General features: G+C 44.2%; 20 protein-coding genes. 17 read left to right on the top strand and 3 right to left on the bottom strand.

Going from position 1 to position 18,267, the window contains the following annotated elements:
- The first annotated feature begins 49 nt into the window (after positions 1–49).
- The 12 genes from tatA (at position 50) to M1K58_RS07210 (ending at position 10,705) form a co-directional block, all read left to right on the top strand.
- The gene (tatA, locus tag M1K58_RS07265; protein ID WP_256757985.1) at positions 50–250 is read left to right on the top strand and encodes a twin-arginine translocase TatA/TatE family subunit; all 201 of its coding nucleotides are present in this window, start codon (positions 50–52) and stop codon (positions 248–250) included.
- 186 nt (positions 251–436) lie between these two features.
- Positions 437–973: a PadR family transcriptional regulator gene (locus M1K58_RS07260; RefSeq protein ID WP_256757984.1), complete on the top strand. Its 537-nt coding sequence runs from the start codon at positions 437–439 to the stop codon at positions 971–973.
- Position 974: 1 nt separating this feature from the next.
- Entirely contained in the window at positions 975–2,498 is a 1,524-nt protein-coding gene (locus M1K58_RS07255; protein WP_256757983.1) for a DHA2 family efflux MFS transporter permease subunit, read from the top strand.
- A 192-nt stretch (positions 2,499–2,690) separates the two neighbouring features.
- Positions 2,691–3,080, top strand: a complete 390-nt coding sequence (locus M1K58_RS07250) for a hypothetical protein (RefSeq protein WP_256757982.1) — start codon at positions 2,691–2,693, stop codon at positions 3,078–3,080.
- Positions 3,077–4,435 (top strand): right-handed parallel beta-helix repeat-containing protein, encoded by a 1,359-nt coding sequence (locus M1K58_RS07245; RefSeq protein ID WP_256757981.1) that lies wholly within the window; start codon positions 3,077–3,079, stop codon positions 4,433–4,435. The genes M1K58_RS07250 and M1K58_RS07245 overlap by 4 nt, the downstream gene beginning before the upstream one ends.
- On the top strand, positions 4,432–4,980 hold the full coding sequence (locus M1K58_RS07240) for a nitrous oxide reductase accessory protein NosL (RefSeq protein WP_256757980.1): 549 nt from the start codon (positions 4,432–4,434) through the stop codon (positions 4,978–4,980). Before M1K58_RS07245 ends, M1K58_RS07240 begins: the two co-directional genes overlap by 4 nt.
- A 2-nt stretch (positions 4,981–4,982) precedes the next feature.
- Positions 4,983–5,804, top strand: coding sequence for an ABC transporter permease (locus M1K58_RS07235; protein ID WP_256757978.1), 822 nt, complete (start codon positions 4,983–4,985; stop codon positions 5,802–5,804).
- Positions 5,797–6,510 carry an ABC transporter ATP-binding protein gene (locus M1K58_RS07230; RefSeq protein ID WP_256757977.1) on the top strand — a complete coding sequence of 238 codons (714 nt, stop codon included), beginning with the start codon at positions 5,797–5,799 and terminating at the stop codon, positions 6,508–6,510. Before M1K58_RS07235 ends, M1K58_RS07230 begins: the two co-directional genes overlap by 8 nt.
- Positions 6,507–7,049 carry a TlpA family protein disulfide reductase gene (locus tag M1K58_RS07225; RefSeq protein WP_256757976.1) on the top strand — a complete coding sequence of 181 codons (543 nt, stop codon included), beginning with the start codon at positions 6,507–6,509 and terminating at the stop codon, positions 7,047–7,049. The genes M1K58_RS07230 and M1K58_RS07225 overlap by 4 nt, the downstream gene beginning before the upstream one ends.
- Positions 7,050–7,078: 29 nt before the next feature.
- Positions 7,079–7,726, top strand: a complete 648-nt coding sequence (locus M1K58_RS07220) for a response regulator (protein WP_256757975.1) — start codon at positions 7,079–7,081, stop codon at positions 7,724–7,726.
- A gap of 80 nt (positions 7,727–7,806) precedes the next feature.
- Positions 7,807–10,002 carry a heavy metal translocating P-type ATPase gene (locus M1K58_RS07215; protein ID WP_256757974.1) on the top strand — a complete coding sequence of 732 codons (2,196 nt, stop codon included), beginning with the start codon at positions 7,807–7,809 and terminating at the stop codon, positions 10,000–10,002.
- Positions 10,003–10,021: 19 nt separating this feature from the next.
- A complete protein-coding gene (locus tag M1K58_RS07210) occupies positions 10,022–10,705 on the top strand; it encodes a sulfite exporter TauE/SafE family protein (protein WP_256757973.1) in 684 nt (227 codons plus the stop codon).
- Between the two features lie 19 nt (positions 10,706–10,724).
- On the opposite strand, the gene M1K58_RS07205 is transcribed toward M1K58_RS07210, so the two are convergent.
- Together M1K58_RS07205 and M1K58_RS07200 are read right to left on the bottom strand one after the other, a co-directional pair.
- The gene (locus tag M1K58_RS07205) at positions 10,725–11,129 is read right to left on the bottom strand and encodes a FixH family protein (protein WP_256757972.1); all 405 of its coding nucleotides are present in this window, start codon (positions 11,127–11,129) and stop codon (positions 10,725–10,727) included.
- A 177-nt stretch (positions 11,130–11,306) separates the two neighbouring features.
- Positions 11,307–12,242 carry a cation diffusion facilitator family transporter gene (locus M1K58_RS07200; RefSeq protein ID WP_256757971.1) on the bottom strand — a complete coding sequence of 312 codons (936 nt, stop codon included), beginning with the start codon at positions 12,240–12,242 and terminating at the stop codon, positions 11,307–11,309.
- 169 nt (positions 12,243–12,411) lie between these two features.
- Here M1K58_RS07200 and M1K58_RS07195 point away from each other — a divergent pair, with 169 nt between their 5' ends.
- From M1K58_RS07195 to M1K58_RS07185, 3 genes are all read left to right on the top strand, one after another.
- A complete protein-coding gene (locus tag M1K58_RS07195; protein ID WP_256757970.1) occupies positions 12,412–12,819 on the top strand; it encodes a glycosyltransferase family protein in 408 nt (135 codons plus the stop codon).
- Positions 12,820–12,938: 119 nt separating this feature from the next.
- Entirely contained in the window at positions 12,939–13,196 is a 258-nt protein-coding gene (locus tag M1K58_RS07190) for a glycosyltransferase family protein (protein ID WP_256757969.1), read from the top strand.
- 150 nt (positions 13,197–13,346) lie between these two features.
- Positions 13,347–13,679 carry a hypothetical protein gene (locus M1K58_RS07185; RefSeq protein ID WP_256757968.1) on the top strand — a complete coding sequence of 111 codons (333 nt, stop codon included), beginning with the start codon at positions 13,347–13,349 and terminating at the stop codon, positions 13,677–13,679.
- Positions 13,680–13,719: 40 nt separating this feature from the next.
- On the opposite strand, the gene M1K58_RS07180 is transcribed toward M1K58_RS07185, so the two are convergent.
- Complete coding sequence (locus M1K58_RS07180; RefSeq protein ID WP_256757967.1) at positions 13,720–14,322, bottom strand: rhomboid family intramembrane serine protease; 603 nt, start codon at positions 14,320–14,322, stop codon at positions 13,720–13,722.
- Between the two features lie 298 nt (positions 14,323–14,620).
- Here M1K58_RS07180 and M1K58_RS07175 point away from each other — a divergent pair, with 298 nt between their 5' ends.
- Positions 14,621–16,444 carry an assimilatory sulfite reductase (NADPH) flavoprotein subunit gene (locus M1K58_RS07175; protein ID WP_256757966.1) on the top strand — a complete coding sequence of 608 codons (1,824 nt, stop codon included), beginning with the start codon at positions 14,621–14,623 and terminating at the stop codon, positions 16,442–16,444.
- Positions 16,445–16,481: 37 nt separating this feature from the next.
- On the top strand, positions 16,482–18,197 hold the full coding sequence (cysI, locus tag M1K58_RS07170; RefSeq protein WP_256757965.1) for an assimilatory sulfite reductase (NADPH) hemoprotein subunit: 1,716 nt from the start codon (positions 16,482–16,484) through the stop codon (positions 18,195–18,197).
- Positions 18,198–18,267: the final 70 nt, after the last annotated feature.

Genomic DNA, 18,267 nt, shown 5'->3' with positions numbered 1-18,267 from the left:
CCTTTCTATATGCATTCAAGTGAAATTCGTCGAGGAGGGAGGTGCTGCAATGTTTAACAATATCGGCATTTCAGGGTTAATTATTATATTAGCCATCGCGTTAATTGTATTTGGTCCTGCCAAGCTGCCACAATTAGGCCGGGCTTTCGGTGATACGTTACGGGAGTTCCGGAATTCAACCAAAGGCATCGTTGATGACGAGCCCGAAGAAAAAGTAACTGTAGTTGAGATAGAAAATGCGAAGAGCTGAGCAATTGACCCAATCAAATGTGGTGGTGCAGGAGTTTCTTTTCCTGTGTCACCATTTTTTTCTTTTAAAACCTATTTATTAGGCGAAAAATATATTGACTCGATATATATCGGACTGATATATTATTCATGGAAAACAATGGTACACACCTATGTAAGAAGTTGCAACCTATCGGGGGAATTGGGAATGAACAGCCAAGATGTGATCTTAGGGATGCTTATGAAGAAGTCGTCATCCGGTTATGAAATTAAACAATCGTTGGAAGGATTGTTTAATTATTTTTATCAATCAAGCTATGGGACGATCTATCCCACTCTCAGTCGGATGGAGCAGGAGGAGCTCATCACGAAGGAGAACGTCCAGCAGGAAGGAAAACCGAATAAGAACGTCTATACGATCACTGAGTTCGGTAGAGCCAAGTTTAACGCCTACATGCTTAGCCCTGTGGAGAATGATTCCTTCAAGTCTGATTTCTTAATGAGGCTTTTCTTTGGGGAGTATGTCGGATATGACAAGGTCATCGCTTGGCTTCACGAGGCACAAAGGGCATTTCAAATGAATTTAGACCGATTAAATGATCTGTTTGAACACGAGAAGGACTATCTGCCTCTGACGAAAATCATTTGTATTCAAATCGGACTTAAAGGATATCGTGCCAATTTGGAGGCGATCGCTGAGGGGTTAGTGCAGATGGAACAATTAGAACAAGAGAAGAGGAAATAGAATGACGGGAACAGGCTCAAAAAAAGGTCTTATTGTCATAGCAATGGCTCTTGGATTGCTGATGTCTTCATTAGACAATACGATTGTTGCATCGTGTATAAGTAAGTTAAGTGAAGACTTTAATGTGTTTGATAAAATAAGCTGGGTGTTTACGGCCTATATGTTAGCGGCTACAAGTACGATGCTCGTGTTCGGTAAAATGTCGGATATCTTCGGTAGAAAGCTGTTCTACTTAATCGGAATCGGATTATTTCTAGTCGGGTCAGCGTTATGCGGAGTGGCTCAAAGCGTGGATCAGCTCATTTTCTTCCGCGTTATTCAGGGCATTGGCTCAGGTGCGTTATTCCCGATCAGCTTCACAATTATTTACACGATATTCAAGGATCCGAAGGATGCAGCGAAAATGGCTGGCGTGTTCGGAGCAATCTTCGGTCTTTCTTCTGTTGCTGGCCCCCAATTAGGTAGTTTTATTGCGGATCATCTCGGTTGGAGATGGAACTTCTATGTTAACGTTCCGATCGGTCTGGCGTCGATGATTGTTCTTATGATTGCGTTAAAGGAAACTCGTTCGGAAAGTAAACCAAAAATTGATTATATCGGTACAGTATTGCTAATCATTACAACAGTATCCTTAATGCTTGCACTGGAATGGGGGGGCAAGGATTACGCTTGGAGTTCTTGGCAGATCATTAGCCTGTTTGCTACAGCTGTTATCATGGGTACTCTGTTCTTTCGGGTCGAGTTGCGTGCTGCCGAACCTGTGCTTCCGCTGCGGATTTTTAAGAACAAGATGGTTCTTGGAACAAGCATACTCTGCTTCTGTCAAGGTGTGCTCATGTTTTCAGCGATTACTTATTTGCCTAGCTTTACGGTTGGAGTGCTGGGACACTCTAACTCCAATGGAACTTTAACGCCCATGATGGCTTCCTTAATAGCTGGGGCTGTATTGTTTGGCTTCTTGCAGTCCAAGTTTGCTTTTCGCACGTTGATGGTGGTCTCAATGCTCATGTCTATCGTGGTTTCCTGCTTGCTGTACGTAGTCAGCAGCGAGGCTTCTAGTGGTTATATGATTTTATTAATGATCATACTTGGCTTTGGTGCGGTTGGTCCTTTGATGAGTGTCGCTCAGAGCGCAATAGCTGCAAATGTTGATCCCAAATACATGGGGGTCAGCTCTTCCATCGTTGGCTTCTGGCGCAATATCGGCGGCGTATTGGGCGCATCTATTATGGCTACCATCGTGAATAATAATTTGACGACTTTAATTGCGGATGGTGCCACTAAGGTCGGAATTCCAGCGGATAAAATAAGCACGCTAGCTAATCCGGAGCTATTAATGCGAGGAGCTGACAAGCTTGATCCGCAAATCCGTAAGTTCCTACAAGAGTCGCTCGGCACCGCAATCAATCATGGTTTTATCCTTAGCATTTGTGTCGGGGGAATTGGTTTGATTACGGCGATGTTCGTTGGAGCGAGTAGACTCGCATCCACGAAGAAGCCTCAGTCCGGAGTTGCTCATATGTAGTTGAGTCCAATTAAAAATAATGACGGCAAGAGGGCACCCAAACAGGTGTCCTTTTCCTTATTTAGATGGACACAACTCTACACAAAATAGTCAAATATCAAGCTCATAATAGCCCCTTAGAGTCATTTTTTGTTAATCATTGGCGAGATATAGTAGTTAGGAAGATACATATTAACGAGTCGGAGTGATCTAATGAAAATCTCAAAGTGGAATCTACTGTTATTGCTTAGTGTATTCATGATTATTATGACTGCTTGTGGAACCTCCACTAATCAAGCTGGAGAAGACCCCAAGGATGTTTCCGTTGAACTGGTTACCGTACCAGCTCCTCCTCAAGCGGGTCAAGAAATCAAGCTTGGAGCTAATGTAACTGGATTAATTAACGCAGAGAACACGGAAGTGCAATTTGAGGTTCGCGCATTCAATATCCCAGCGGAGATTATCGATCTAGACAACCTTGGTGGAGGGAAATATGAGACCTCCTACACATTTAAGGCAGCAGCCCAATATGAGGTGTTTATCCATCTCTATCATGATGATGTCCATATCACTAAGAAGAAAGAGCTGGATGTGGTCGAATGATTCGCCACTCAATTGCTCGTTTCCTCTGCTGCGGACTGCTATTACTTACTTATTCTACGATCGTAATACAAGACTCTATCTCGGCGGCAAATAGGAATGCCGGAGCTGAACACTTACAGCAGATCATTGATGCGGCCAAATCGGGAGATGTAATCAAGCTTCCCGCGGGAGAGTATGAAGGTCCTGCTATCATCAACAAGCCGCTTACGATTATAGGTGGAGCAGCTGTCAGCGTACGTAATGAAAGTAATCAACCTGCTATAGAAATACGTTCCGAACAGGTTGAACTAAGTCAATTCTCTATACAGCACAGCCCTTCAGGTGAATCATCTGCCATACTCGTTACTGCAGATGGGGCTGTCATTGAACAGATGACGATAGAAACTCGTGGCTTCGGAATTCTAGTTCGAGACGCGGATAGGGGACTGTTTAAAGAGAATACGATCACGTGGTTTAAGACTAAGAAAGACAAGAAAACAAGCATGGCTAAGAAGCAGAATGGGATCGATCTGTATAACTCCCATGATAATCGTATAGAAGCCAACGAAATATACGACATGCGTGATGGAATCTACTTGGAGAATAGCGATCGTGTAAACGTAGAAGGTAACAAACTCTATCGATCACGATATGGCTTTCATTCGATGTATACCAAAGGCACAACATTGGTCGGTAATGTAGGTGAATTTAACGTCACTGGAGCGATGGTCATGGGTGTGAAGGATGCCCTTGTATCCGGGAACTCCTTTCGTAAGCAGAGCGAGAACGTGAACTCTCAGGGGATTCTGTTGTTCGATGTTCAGACCTCGGTAATTAAGAGCAATATTGTTGAAGGTAATCGAGTGGGGATCTATGTAGAGCAATCCTCAAACAATCAGCTTAGAGATAATTCAATCCTACGTAATTTCATGGGAATTCAATTTCTTGAATCTGAAGGAAATGAATTGAACAACAATCGTTTTATATCCAATGTAATCGAAGCAGAGGCATTGGATAGCAGTGGGAATCGGATGGACGGTAACTATTGGGACGCCTTTCAAGGGTTAGACGTGGACAAGAACGGAACAAGCGATATGGCTTATACCATCAACCCTTTCTATCAACAGCTTATCTCGAAGACATCTGCGTACCAGATCTTTTTCCAATCGCCAGGCATGACGTTCTTAAGTAGTATGTTCTCGGATGATCAGGAAAGCTGGGCTAAGGATCACTCACCCTTGATGAGTCAAGCTTCAAGCATTGACGACAACGCTAATCTATCCACTGGATCAAGTGTATGGATCGGTCTTGTTGGAGCTCTTCTACTATTTGTATCAATCTTCATCATTCTATTCTTGGGGGTAAGAAAACAATGAGAAAATGGACAATGGCATTGGTAATCTTAATGGCGATTACGGTATTAGCGGGCTGCGGTGGAAAGAAGTATGAGGCGGTTCCGATCAACGAAGAGGTTGATATTTGCGCGAATTGTAAAATGCAGGTGAAGGATGATGCCTATGCGACGCAATTGACAACAAAGGATGGTAAAACGCTCAAATTCGATGATATTGGCTGCATGAACAAATGGAAGTCATCAAATGGAGCAGATAACATCGGAATGGACTACGTCCGCGACTATAACGATAAGGATTGGATTGAATATAAGAAAGCTTCTTATGTGTATGATGCTTCATTACGTACACCGATGGCTTACGGAATTATTAGCTTTAAGGACAAGAAGTCCGCTGAAGCCTTCATTGCAGAGCAAGGTGTAGGTAAGCTGATGAGCTCAGAGGATTTGTCTTCCCATACATGGGAGCAGAATCGGGATATGATGAAGATGGGTGATATGGACGAGCATAACGAGGAGAACATGCATAGCGAGATGGACGGCGACAAAAAGAATGATATGGGGATGTAACGATGAGAGATTTGTTGCAAGTCGCGCGAAGAGAGATTAAGATCGGCTTTCGAAATCCGTGGGCCTACTCTTACCTCGCTCTATTTTCGATATTCAGCCTTAGCTTGTTGCTCATAAACTCGCAAAATATCGTTCAAGGCTATTCGGGAATTACAGGCTCCATGCTAAGTTTGATTTTATACTTATTGCCCTTGATGACTCTGTTCTTAGGCTCTTTCTCGTTAACGTCAGAGAAGGAGGAGGGGAGCTGGCAATTATTATCTACTTATCCTCTAGGAACGATGTCATTCGTCATTGGTAAATACTTAGGATTATCAGTCGTGTTAGTAACGATAGTTGGGTTCGGCTACGGACTGATGGGGATCGCAAGCGTGCTCACGGGCACCAGCTTTGATCTAAATACTTACATCCTCTTTCTATCGTTCTCAGTCGGGCTCGTGCTATTATTTCTATCCATATCCTTGATCGTGGGTTCGTTATCACGAAATCGATGGCAAGCGTTGACGATCAGTGTCTCGATATGGTTCTTCTTCATTATAGGCTGGCCAACCATTCTGATCTCCATATTAGATAATCTTCCTTATTTATGGATTAAGCCGATATTAGTTGTGCTAACCTTCTTTAACCCGGCCGAGCTAGTTCGATTATTCGTCGTCATAAAGCTTGGAGGAGGCTCCATCTTAGGTCCGGAATATTATCAATGGGTAAGCTGGATCCACCAGCCTAGCGGAACGCTCTTATTCCTAGGAGTGTGCATAGCTTGGATTGGCATATCTATGGGCCTCGTTTATTGGAAATGGGAAAGAGGGCGCTCTCATGGATGACACTATCGTTAAGGTTTCAGGAGTAAGCAAATCAATCAAAGGGCAGCAAATTGTCGATAATATCGACTTATCCATCGCCTCTGGTCAAGTTCTTGCGTTGTGTGGAGGGAACGGTGCAGGGAAAAGCACGATCTTGCGAATGATTGCGGGTATTATGCAGCCTACTCATGGAAATATTCAAATTAATGGAATGCAGTGGGGAAAAGATAGAGCGAATTTTGCCAAGCAAATCGGCTATATGCCTGATGATTACCAATTCAGCAACGGGTTGACCGCATATGAAGCGTTATCCTTCTGGGCAGCACTTAGATGTGTACCGAAGCAACGTATCGTTGAAGTGCTAACTTTGGTGGGGTTAGAACATAAGAAAAACAACAAAGTCCATACGTTCTCCAAGGGAATGCGCCAACGCTTATTGTTTGCTCAAGCGATTCTAGCTAAGCCTCCTCTCTTGATCATGGACGAGCCGACGAATGGACTAGATCCTTTCTGGATGAATGAGTTCGTACAATTAGTCAAGGGGATTAAACAAGAAGGACATGCGGTTATTTTCTCGACTCATCAGCTGCAGGTAGCGGAAGAGGTTGCAGACTACGTCATTTTTCTTAATAATGGGGTTAACAGAGGAGAAGGTACAGTCGACAACTACCGGATGAAATTTGGTGCTCAAGCTCTTCATGCCGCATTCCATGAGGCACTGCAATGAAGCCGGGAAGCTGGACGAGAAGAAGCATCCTAAGTACATTAATAGCCATCCTCTCCGTCGTCGCATTAGTATGGGTGTTTGTGGCGGATCAACAAGCGGATACACATCAGGAAACAAGCTCGATTCGTATCGGAGCTGCTCCACCAGATTTTACGGCAACGAATACTGTGGGACAGTCTGTTACTCTTCGTGGCTATGAAGATCAAGTTGTATTTCTTAACTTCTGGGCCTCTTGGTGCCATCCTTGTGTAGAGGAAATGCCCCTCATTGAAGAAATGTATCAATCCAATGAAATCGATTTTGAACTTGTATCCGTAAATGTGGGAGAATCAAGAGGCACAGTAAACGAGTTTCTGAAAGCTCATGACATTTCCTTTCCCGTTATTATTGATGTAACGGGCACAATCTCAGAAGCGTATCAGTTAGTTGGGCTACCCGCGACCTTTATCATCGATCATTCAGGAAAGCTCCGGCAGATCAAATTAGGTGAATTGACCGATAAGGAACAAATTAAGACACTACTGGAAGCAGCCTTATAAACAAATCGAAATAACGGGGTGACATAACTATGAACTCATCTATCCGTGTTGTAATCGTTGACGACCATATTCACGCTAGAGAAGGGATTAGAACCATTCTCAGCTCTGACCCGATTTTCGACATTGTCGCAGAGGGAACAAGTGGAATAGAAGCCATTCAACTCACAGAGAAATGGATGCCGGATCTTATTCTTATGGATATTAATATGAAGGACATGGGTGGACTTGAGGCGACTAAAGAAATTAAGTCTCGATATCCCTACGTTAAAATCGTTATGGTAACCGTGTCAGACGATATTACACATTTGTTCGAAGCATTGAAGAAGGGCGCGCAAGGGTATTTACTTAAGAACTTAAACCCTTCGACCTGGCATGAGTATTTAAGAGCTGTTATTTATGATCAAGCACCTTTCTCGAGAGAACTAGCCCAACGTATCTTGTTGGAATTCGCTCAGAAGGAGGCGCCTAAGTCAGATAACAGTCCGCTAACTCCACGGGAGCAGGAAATATTAAGATGGGTAGCAAAGGGTTTATCCAATCGCGATATTTCGGACAAGCTGGATATTTCCGAGCATACGGTGAAGAACCATCTCAAAAATATTTTGCAAAAGCTGCATTTGGATAACCGGGTTCAATTAACGCGATACGCTTACGAACAAGGTTACTTCCAGAACTAATTCTGAATGATTATCCCTACACATAGATTAGAGGACAAGCGAAATCCGTTTAAGTCCGATGTGTGAGAAGAGGGATAGTCTTGCAAACGATACGATTGTATATCACAGGTATGACTTGTGCTGCATGCTCCTCGAGGATTGAGAAGGCCGTAGGGCGTGTCGAAGGTGTTCTTGGGGTCTCAGTTAATCTGGCAACTGCTCAAGCGTCAGTTCAATTAGAGCCTAAATCGGTTAGTGAATCCGATATTTGTCGGAAGATCGAACAATTAGGCTATGGAATTGAAAAGGGACTTCAGCCGAGAGCAGCTAATGATGCGGAAATCCGGAACTATCTGATTCGATTCATAGCAGCACTCGTCCTCTCCATCCCTCTCCTCTGGGGGATGTTTATGCATTTTCCGATCCTTTCCTCATTCGTGTATGTCCCCCCTTTCTTTGTTAATCCTTATTTTCAATGGCTAATCGCGACGATCTTGCAATTTTATATCGGATATCCGTTTTTCCTTGGCGCTTATCAGGCATTAAAGCAACGAAGTGCCAATATGGATGTATTGATTGTCATAAGCACTACAGCTGCTTATTTTTATAGTCATTATCAGATTTTCCGCGGAAATCACCATGGGGGGCATATCCCTCATATCGCTCTATATTTCGATGCAATTGCTATGATCTTGACGGTTATCTTGCTTGGAAAGCTGCTTGAATCAATCGCGAAGGGGAAGGCCCTAAAGGATCTTAACGAGCTGTATGATCTCCAGATCCGCCTCGTTCGTGTCATTCGAGGGAATGTAGAGGTATGGATACCGGCAGAAGAGTTAATACAAGGTGAAATTGTATGCGTTCAAGCAGGCGAGTGGATTTCAGCAGACGGAATTGTTGTTTTCGGAATATCGGAAATCGATGAATCCCTACTGACGGGTGAAAGCTTGCCTGTAGTGCGGTCGATTAGAGATCAGGTGTACAGCGGAACACGGTGCTTGAATGGGAAGCTTCATATTAAAGCGAGCAGCGACAGGCAAGGCTCGCGTCTATCTCGGATGATCGCGATGGTTGAGGAATCACAAAGCAACAAACCCGTGATTGCACGCAAAGTAGATCGTGTTGCAGCCTATTTCGTCCCGTTCATGATCCTATGTGCTTTGGGTACATTTCTGGCATGGTATCTTCCGGGGAATGAAGGAGCCTCGGAAAAGGCGATCAGCTACGCTTTATCTGTGCTTCTAGTCGCCTGTCCTTGTGCCTTAGGCCTTGCTACGCCTGTTTCTATCCTCATCGCAACCGCACAATCTGCACGATCAGGCATTTTGTTCAAAGACGGCCGAGCTCTGGAGGAGCTCCACCTTATTGATCACGTGCTGCTCGACAAAACAGGGACGTTAACAGAAGGCAAACCTAAGCTGACGACCATCTGTTCACTAGGAGTATCGGATACGTACTTGCTTCGTATGGCCGCCTCTATCGAACAGCATTCCTCGCACTTACTGGCACAAGCGATACTCCAAGCAGCGGAAAGACACCGATTGATTTTACCGGAATCCTCGAATGTATTGGAAATCCCCGGTAACGGAATGTCTGGGCAAGTGGAAGGGAAAATCATTCGCGTTGGCCACCTGAAATGGCTACGTTCGGAACGTATTCAGATGACAGAGAAGGCCGCACCTATTTCTGAAGAAGTTGGTAGAACAATTCTCTATATCTCGATCAATTCACAATTAGCAGGATGGTTCATTTTAAGTGATCCACTTAGGGAGGATGCTTCTGAAGTCGTTCGAAGGTTGAAATCTCAGGCAGAGGTATGGATGGTAACGGGAGATCAGCCGCTACCCGCCAGCAAGATAGCCGATGAAGCGGGAATTGAGCAAGTGCATGCGGGGATGAGCCCCGAACAGAAGCTGGGTACGGTACGAGATCTGCGTAGTCAGGGGCGTATTGTCGCTGTGATCGGTGATGGCAATAACGACACAGCGGCTTTGTCCGCTGCGAACATCGGCATTGCGATGGGGGGTGGGGTGAACTCTGCGAAGGAAGTTGGAGATATCATTCTCGTCAATGATCGTTTATCTAGCGTACTGGAAGCGATAGCGATCAGTCGAACAACGATGAGAAATATTAAACAAAACTTAGGTATTGCTGTCGTCTATAACTTTATTGCTGTTCCCTTTGCTGCCCTAGGATATTTAGATCCACGAGTCGCTTGCGTTGGAATGGCAGCGAGCTCTATCACCGTCGTTACGAATGCGTTAAGACTCCAGAGGAACGGCAAGCGTCGGGGGTAAGAGAAGGGGGCGCTAGCGAATGATTTCTGGGAATTCTTTAGTTATTGTGGCCTTAGCGGGTATTGCAGGAGCTCCTCATTGTTTGATCATGTGCGGTGGGATAGCATCCTCCTTTGCACTTAATGCGAAGAAATCCCCACTGAAGTCCGTGCTTAGCTACAATGCAGGAAGGGTGACAACCTATTCGTTGATCGGTGGATTTATGGGTTTCGCGGGTTCATTCCTAAATGTAGCGGGTGGGTTTGTCGGCGTTCAGAGCATTGCAAGTATTGTTGGGGGAATTCTTATTCTGTTGTGGACCTACTTTCGTTACACGTTACCTATTCCTCATAATCTTCTCCCCGGAAATCGGTATTGGAGTAAGAAAATTGCCCGTATCAGAGAACAATACGAGCTAACCGGTATTTATATGACAGGCTTAATGCTCGGTTTCCTTCCGTGCGGACTCACCTATGCGATGCAGATGAATGCCGCTGCTACTGGATCTTGGACCGATGGGATTCTCATTATGTTCGTTTTTGGGTTAGCCACCTTCCCGATATTACTGTTGACGGGCCTCTTTGCAAGTGGGATTCAGAAAAAATGGAGAAAAGGGATGAGAACGGTCGGCGCGACGATGGCCTATATGATGGGGATTTTATCGCTGATGAAAGGCTTTGTCGCGAACGGATGGATTCCGTCCATTCACCCCTGGTTGTGGTGAATTTATTTAATAGCATTAATTAATCGGCAATAAAGGGATGCTTGACATGGATGAGCTTACTCGTTGTTTTTAGTGTAATTTGTACCTCCCACTTGCCTTGCATGACAGGTATACCCTTCACTTGGTACGTTCCGGGCTCATCTTCAACAATTTCAGTAGGAATGATTCCGCAATACATGTTCGGCATAACTAGAGTTGCTTGAAGATCAGCATGCTGGATCGGATTACCCGATGTGTCCTTTAGAGTCAGCGCAAAGGAGTTTTCATGCATACTGGAGGCGGTAGGCTGATTCGATGAAACGATCATCTGCACGGACTCGTCTTGGAACTTGGTCTGTGCGGCTACCTCTGCGGGGGACGATTGAAAGTACACGACTGCGAAGATTACGAGTAGGATGATGAGGGGGAGGGATAATTTTTTCATCTCATTCCTTCTTCCTAGAGATCAGTAATGTAAGATTATCGCTTATCGATACAATACGACGGCAACTGTACATTAAGAATCAGAAAATGAGCATGAAGCGGATTTGATAAACGATTAATGCGATTAATTAAACCATGGGTAACAGTCATTTTAACTGCTACCCATGGTTTATTCCTATTAGCTATGAGTAAGTAAAAACTTTTTGCCATACTCTCCATGGTCATGGATGGTGGCGTGCTCGATTTGGATTGTGGAATGGGCGATCTTGTATTTGTTCTTAAGCACTTCGTTGACAGCTAGAATGACGCAGAACGGTTGGATGTCGGCTCGAATGAAAACATGAGCGGTTAACGAATAGTGCTGGGTTGATATTGCCCATAGATGCATCTCATGAACGTCCTCAACACCTTCGATTGTTCCGATGTCTTGGCGAATCTCATCTAAATCGAATTGTGGCGGTACGGATTCCATAAGGATGAGATACGCTTCGCGTACAATTCTTGACCCACCGATACAGATGATTGCTCCGATCACCATACTGATCAAGGGATCTAAGATTTGCAAACCAGTGTAATGGATTAAGATTGCAGAAACAATGACACCAATAGAGCTTAGGAGATCCCCGATAAAGTGCCAAAGAGCACTCTTCACATTTAGATTCTCTTCTTCCTTCATGCTGCGTGATAGTACGTAAGTTAACGTGATATTAACGATTAGTCCGATTACGGCGATGATCAGCATCAGCTTCAAGTCCACCTCTTGAGGGTGGATCATTCTCTTAATTCCTTCAAAAAATATCCATACGGCTATGACAATGAGCGTCAGTCCATTAAGAAAGGAAGCGATGATCTCAAACCTTAAATATCCGAATGTATAGTGATTGTTGGGTTTGCGTGTGGCCATGAAAATGGCGAACATGCTTAGTCCTAAGGCAAGAACATCGGATATCATATGTGCGGAATCGGATAATAAGGCTAGTGATTGTGAGAGTAAACCGCCGATCACCTCAACGACAGTAAAGAATAAGGTCAATATTAAGGTAATCCATAATGTCTTCTTTGATTTTTGCTGTTCCTTGACGTGATCCAGATGGTGGTAGTCAGCATCTAGCATCGGATTAACCCCCTGACTAACAAATTATTAAATCCTATTATCAATATACATATCGTCGTCAGATGTGCGCAAATGGACATTTTATGGATAACAGAAGTGATTATCATTATCTATTCAAGTTGAAGGACTCAACTCGACAACTCCATAGTAAATATTCTTAATGTGGGGTGTGGAGTTTGGATATTGCTTTATTGACGATAATCAAGAATCAACTTCAAGTGCGCTTCTCCAGCAATTTGCCCAAATTGTTAATCCCGTTAATTATATTTTGATTGAGAATTCAGGGCAGCAGGATGACTACGCTCGTAATGAAACGACACATTATTGGAACGAACAGCTGATTTGGAAGGTCGCAGACTTCAAAAATAGCTTGATAAGCAAAGCGATCGAATTCAAGTATGACTATATTCTGTTAATTGATTCCGATGTACTGCTGCATCCCGGTACAGTAGATCAACTACTTGCGGCGGAAAAAGACATTATTTCTGAGATACCCATTATCCGGCTTATCACATTTATCGGGATTCAGATCTTAAAGGCGCGGACGAATTTCTTGCTGAGATCGGCAAGGAAGTAATAATGGAATATTCAATTGAGGCTAAGAGTGAGCCTTTATTTCCTACTATTATTTTTAATCGACCAACACTGACCTTGAGCATGGTCGTCAAGAACGAGTCCGGTCGCTATTTAACTTAAGTGCTAGAGGAACATCGCAAATATATCGATCAGGCCGTTATTATTGATGATGGTAGCAATGACAATACCGTTGAAGTGATCTTAAATATGCTCAAAGGCGTACCTATTCGTCTCATAGAGAACACCTCGTCTAAATTTAACAACGAGATCGATTTACGTAAGCAGCAATGGGAAGAAACGATTCAATCCGATCAGAATTGGATTCTTAACCTTGACTCAGATGAAATGTTCGGTTCTGGCGGAGAGATCAGGGTTTGAAGTAACATCTATTCAAGTGTATAACGGACATCTACTTGTTTGGTTGATGAAGGAGGAACTTTAGATATTTGCGAGACTAGCAGACAATCGTACAAGCCATATTGCACTCGACTGATATAATAGAGGATTAAGATGAAAGGAGGTGATTATATGCCTCCGAAAAAACCGCCTAAGCCTGGCAAGCCTTCAAATCCAGGGAAACCTCCCAAATCAGGTGGTAGCGGTGGAGGGTCAACCTGCTGCAGTAAATTTATCGAATTGCAACAGGCTTGGAGCAGTCGTCCGAGTTGGGCTACTTCCATCATCATTACCTTTGATCCAGGTGTAGGTGGATTACACCCCTTTGAAATTTCATCTTCAGCCTCATTTGATACAGCGACATGTACGCTTGTCAAAATAAAACCGTTGAATCCTGCTGATTCAGGAATTACGGCATTACAATGTCCTATTATTAATAATATTATTTCGTGGAAATACCAATGAAATCAACCGCGATAAGCGGTTTTTTTCTTATTGTCATGGCTTATTTTTTTCGTAGAGCGACCAAGCTCATCATCGCAAACCCTGCAATAGCGCCGCCTAAGTGAGCCCAAATATTAATGTTTGGAGCAATGAAGGAATAGACAAGTCCAAATAGGATGAGACTAAAAATTGTTTTGCGAGTCGCATCGTCTAAGCTTGACATGCGGAACACCGCAAGATACAAGAATGCACCAAAGACACCATAAATGGCTCCCGAAGCACCAACAGATCCATATTCTGAGCCTGCTTGGACGACAGTGGTTAAGATGTTACCTGCAACACCTGCCGCTAAGTAAAAGAATACATATCGAAAATGTCCTAATATTCGTTCCAATGGAGGCGCGAATACCAAAATAGAGAAGCTATTGAACAATAAGTGCTCCCAACCCGCATGTAGGAAGATGGAGGTAATGTACCTCCAAGGCTCGCTTAGTCCATATCGATTAAACACGGGCTCTATATAGAACATCCCTCGGATCGTCAACTCATCGTTCATAATCAGAGTGTCTGTGATCATAATCAATAGGTTGATTATAAGTATTAATGTTGTAATAGGGTACATGCGGATATAGCCTCTAAAGGTTTCGTTTCGTAAAAATAACATGTTCATCACTCCCAATAGAATCCTACAATTGTTAATTAATCATATCCCACGAGCACCTATTTTTCAAAGTTGAACGCTTTTAATTGGATAATAGGGTTAATCGCACATTTTTTGGTGCTAATTGCACAGGTATTACTCCATTATCAATATAACTGATTAAACCTATAAGATCATTCTAATTGACCCTAAACGTCTGCTATGGTAGGTTCAATAGAGCGAATAAATTAATGATACATGAATACTGGGTATTAACTTCTAGGTATGCGGAATGAACGAATTAATCGTGGGGTGGATATCGTTGGAACTTCAAGTCACAAACAGTCCTTTTAATCAGGAACAAATTGAGCTACTTAATCGCCTTCTACCTAGTCTGGCAGATTCACAACGAATTTGGCTGAGTGGGTATTTAACTGCCCTTCAAGGAGCAAAGTCTCCGGTAACATCTAGCGCAACACCGCTTGCGGATGTGGCAGCAACTGTACAAGCAGCACCAAAGGAAGTGACCGTGCTTTTCGGATCACAGACGGGTAACTGTAATAGACTCGCCAAAAAATTGACCAAAGAGCTCGAAGCTAAAGGACTTAAGGTATCGCTCTCCGCTATGGGAGACTTCAAGCCGAATAGCCTTAAGACAGTCCAAAACCTGCTTATTTTAGTGAGTACTCATGGAGAGGGAGATGCGCCGGATAATGCCATCACTTTCTATGAGTTTCTTCATAGTAAGAGAGCACCTAAATTAGACACATTAAACTTTTCCGTGCTCGCGCTTGGAGATACCTCCTACGAGTTTTATTGCCAAACAGGCAAAGATTTTGATAAGCGCTTAGAAGAACTAGGAGCTAAACGTATTAGTCCACGTATCGATTGTGATGTGGATTATGACGATTCTGCCGCGGAATGGTTTAAACAAGTGATTGGCTCCCTTAGTGTAGCGTCCGTAGCGGCGACTGTTGTTAGTGGTGTGAATGCGACGGATGTTAACGAAACGGAATCTGAATACTCTCGGACGAATCCATTCCAAGCTGAGGTTCTGGAGAACTTGAGTTTGAATGGCCGTGGCTCAGACCGTGAAACGCGCCACATTGAAATTTCTCTTGAAGGCTCTAATCTACAATACGAGCCAGGTGACAGCCTAGGTATTTACCCAGAAAATCACCCTCGACTTGTCGAAGAAATCATTGATGCCATGGGCTGGTCGACGACTGAGCTTGTGACTCTCAATAAGAATGGTGATAAAGGTTCTTTGCAGGAGGCATTACTTCGTTATTATGAAATCACTGTGCTGACTAAGCCGTTGATTGAGCAATTAGCTAAGCTGACTGCGAACGCGGGCTTGAATGAGCTACTCGTAGCAGGACGCGAACAGGAGCTAAGATCATATATTAATGGACGGGATTTGTTGGATCTGGTACAGGATTACGCCTTAAAGGGTGTGCCTGCAAATGATTTCGTATCGCTCTTGCGGAAGCTGCCAGCACGTTTATACTCGATCTCCAGTAGCTCGAAGGCATTTCCGGATGAAGTGCATGCGACGGTTCGTTCCGTGCGGTACGAAGCCCACGGAAGAAACCGTTACGGTGTTTGCTCAGTTCATCTTGCTGACCGCGTAGTTGCCGGTGATAAGCTGCCTGTGTATATTCAACAGAACATGAACTTCAAGCTTCCTGAAAATCCTGAAACTCCGATCATAATGATTGGACCTGGTACGGGTGTTGCACCATTCAGGGCTTTCATGGGAGAGCGAGAAGAGACTCAAGCACCAGGGAAATCATGGCTCTTCTACGGTGATCAGCATTTCATTACTGACTTCCTCTATCAGATTGAGTGGCAGCGTTGGCTTGGGGATGGTGTTCTGACGAAGATGGATGTCGCCTTCTCCCGCGATACAGATAAGAAAGTATACGTACAGCACCGGATGCAGGAAAATAGCCGTGAGTTATATGAATGGCTACAGGAAGGCGCTCATGTGTATGTCTGCGGTGACGAGAAGAAAATGGCACATGACGTCCAAACGACATTACTTGCGATTCTCGAACAAGAAGGCGGCTTAAGCCCAGAAGCGGCAGCAGAGTATTTGAGTGTTATGCAACAGCAAAAACGTTATCAGCGGGATGTATACTAAGCCTTGATCCCAATGATTACGAGAGGAGACTATCGAAATGTCAGAAAATAATCTACTATCCCCCAATAGTGCACCACATAGCGATGTAGAAGATATTAAACGCCGAACCAACTATTTGCGGGGTACCCTTGAAGAGACTCTTAAAGGTGTAATCACTTCTTCTATCCCCGAAGACGAAAATCGTTTGATGAAGTTTCATGGTAGCTACATGCAGGATGATCGGGATTTGCGTAATGAGCGGAATAAGCAAAAGCTAGAGCCTGCGTATCAGTTCATGCTTCGTGTGCGTGCTGCTGGCGGAGTAGTTACATCTGATCAATGGCTAATGATGGATAGAATCGCACACAAATACGGCAGTGGTACGATTCGTCTAACGACTCGTCAGTCTTTCCAGCTACACGGTGTCATTAAATGGAACCTGAAGAATACGATTCGTGAAGTAAACGATGCCATGTTAAGCACGCTTGCCGCTTGTGGTGATGTTAACCGTAACGTAATGTGTAACCCGAATCCTTATCAGTCGGATATTCATGCAGAGGTTTACGGATGGGCAAGTCGTATTAGTACGCACCTAGATCCGCAAACGAGAGCTTATCACGAGATTTGGCTTGACGGGGAGAAGCTCGTAGACAGCTCCGAGGAGCAAGAGCCGATCTACGGACATGTTTACTTACCTCGTAAGTTTAAGATCGGGATGGCTATTCCTCCTTCTAATGATGTTGATGTATTTTCCCAGGATTTAGGGTATATTGCCATTATTGAAGAGGGTCGCTTAGTTGGCTTTAACGTTACGGTAGGCGGCGGTATGGGAATGACGCATGGCGATACGAAGACATATCCACAAGTGTCTCAAGTCATTGGGTTCTGTACACCAGAGCAAGTTGTCGATGTAGCCGAGAAGACGGTTACGATTCAACGCGATTATGGTGATCGTTCCGTACGTAAGCATGCTCGGTTTAAGTATACGATCGATGATCGCGGTATTGAATGGTTTAGCAATGAGCTAAACACTCGATTAGGCTGGAAGCTTGAAGCGGCGCGAACGTACCATTTCGATCATAATGGTGATCGTTATGGATGGGTGAAAGGGGACAATGGCAAATGGCATTATACCCTCTTTATCCAGAACGGTAGAATTAAAGATGAAGACGACAATCTTCTGATGACAGGTTTACGGGAAATCGCTAAGGTGCATACCGGGGATTTCCGCCTGACGGCAAACCAGAACTTAATCATCGGTAACATTAGCAGTCAGAAGAAGAAAAAGATTGAGGAATTGATGCAAGCGCACGGCCTGACTGACGGGATTCAGTTATCCGCGTTGCGCAGAAATTCCATGGCTTGCGTAGCTTTCCCGACCTGTGGGATGGCAATGGCTGAATCAGAGCGTTACCTCCCTTCGTTCCTGGATAAGGTGGAGCCCATGCTGGAGGAAGCGGGCCTTCGCGATGAAGAAATTACGATTCGTATGACCGGCTGTCCGAATGGTTGTGCCCGTCCATCGTTAGCAGAGATCGCGTTCATTGGGAAAGCACCTGGCAAGTACAATATGTACTTGGGTGGCGGCTTTGCCGGTAATCGTCTTAACAAGCTATACAAAGAAAACATCGGTGAAGATGAGATTCTGAAGTCATTGCAGCCGATTATTAACCAATATTCAAAGGAACGTCAGGAAGGCGAGCACTTCGGTGATTTCGTAATCCGTGCAGGGCATGTGAAAGAAGTTCGTTCTGGCCAAGACTTTCATGTGTAAGACGGTATAAGAACGTAGAAGTGGTGATGCAGGAGGGGGTAATCCCTGACCTGCATCACCATTTTTTGTG

Origin of the sequence: Cohnella sp. WQ 127256 (genome assembly GCF_024519285.1) — a bacterium.
In the GTDB taxonomy this organism is placed as follows: Bacteria; Bacillota; Bacilli; order Paenibacillales; family Paenibacillaceae; genus Cohnella.
This window is presented reverse-complemented; position numbering and strand designations above follow the sequence as displayed.

Coding starts and splice junctions, on each gene's coding strand:
- M1K58_RS07255 (WP_256757983.1), top strand. CDS start 975: ATGACGGGAACAGGCTCAAAAAAAGGTCTTATTGTCATAGCAATGGCT.
- M1K58_RS07245 (WP_256757981.1), top strand. CDS start 3,077: ATGATTCGCCACTCAATTGCTCGTTTCCTCTGCTGCGGACTGCTATTA.
- M1K58_RS07230 (WP_256757977.1), top strand. CDS start 5,797: ATGGATGACACTATCGTTAAGGTTTCAGGAGTAAGCAAATCAATCAAA.
- M1K58_RS07225 (WP_256757976.1), top strand. CDS start 6,507: ATGAAGCCGGGAAGCTGGACGAGAAGAAGCATCCTAAGTACATTAATA.
- M1K58_RS07205 (WP_256757972.1), bottom strand. CDS start 11,129: ATGAAAAAATTATCCCTCCCCCTCATCATCCTACTCGTAATCTTCGCA.
- M1K58_RS07235 (WP_256757978.1), top strand. CDS start 4,983: ATGAGAGATTTGTTGCAAGTCGCGCGAAGAGAGATTAAGATCGGCTTT.
- M1K58_RS07210 (WP_256757973.1), top strand. CDS start 10,022: ATGATTTCTGGGAATTCTTTAGTTATTGTGGCCTTAGCGGGTATTGCA.
- M1K58_RS07240 (WP_256757980.1), top strand. CDS start 4,432: ATGAGAAAATGGACAATGGCATTGGTAATCTTAATGGCGATTACGGTA.
- M1K58_RS07260 (WP_256757984.1), top strand. CDS start 437: ATGAACAGCCAAGATGTGATCTTAGGGATGCTTATGAAGAAGTCGTCA.
- M1K58_RS07200 (WP_256757971.1), bottom strand. CDS start 12,242: ATGCTAGATGCTGACTACCACCATCTGGATCACGTCAAGGAACAGCAA.
- M1K58_RS07185 (WP_256757968.1), top strand. CDS start 13,347: ATGCCTCCGAAAAAACCGCCTAAGCCTGGCAAGCCTTCAAATCCAGGG.
- tatA (WP_256757985.1), top strand. CDS start 50: ATGTTTAACAATATCGGCATTTCAGGGTTAATTATTATATTAGCCATC.
- M1K58_RS07250 (WP_256757982.1), top strand. CDS start 2,691: ATGAAAATCTCAAAGTGGAATCTACTGTTATTGCTTAGTGTATTCATG.
- cysI (WP_256757965.1), top strand. CDS start 16,482: ATGTCAGAAAATAATCTACTATCCCCCAATAGTGCACCACATAGCGAT.
- M1K58_RS07180 (WP_256757967.1), bottom strand. CDS start 14,322: ATGTTATTTTTACGAAACGAAACCTTTAGAGGCTATATCCGCATGTAC.
- M1K58_RS07220 (WP_256757975.1), top strand. CDS start 7,079: ATGAACTCATCTATCCGTGTTGTAATCGTTGACGACCATATTCACGCT.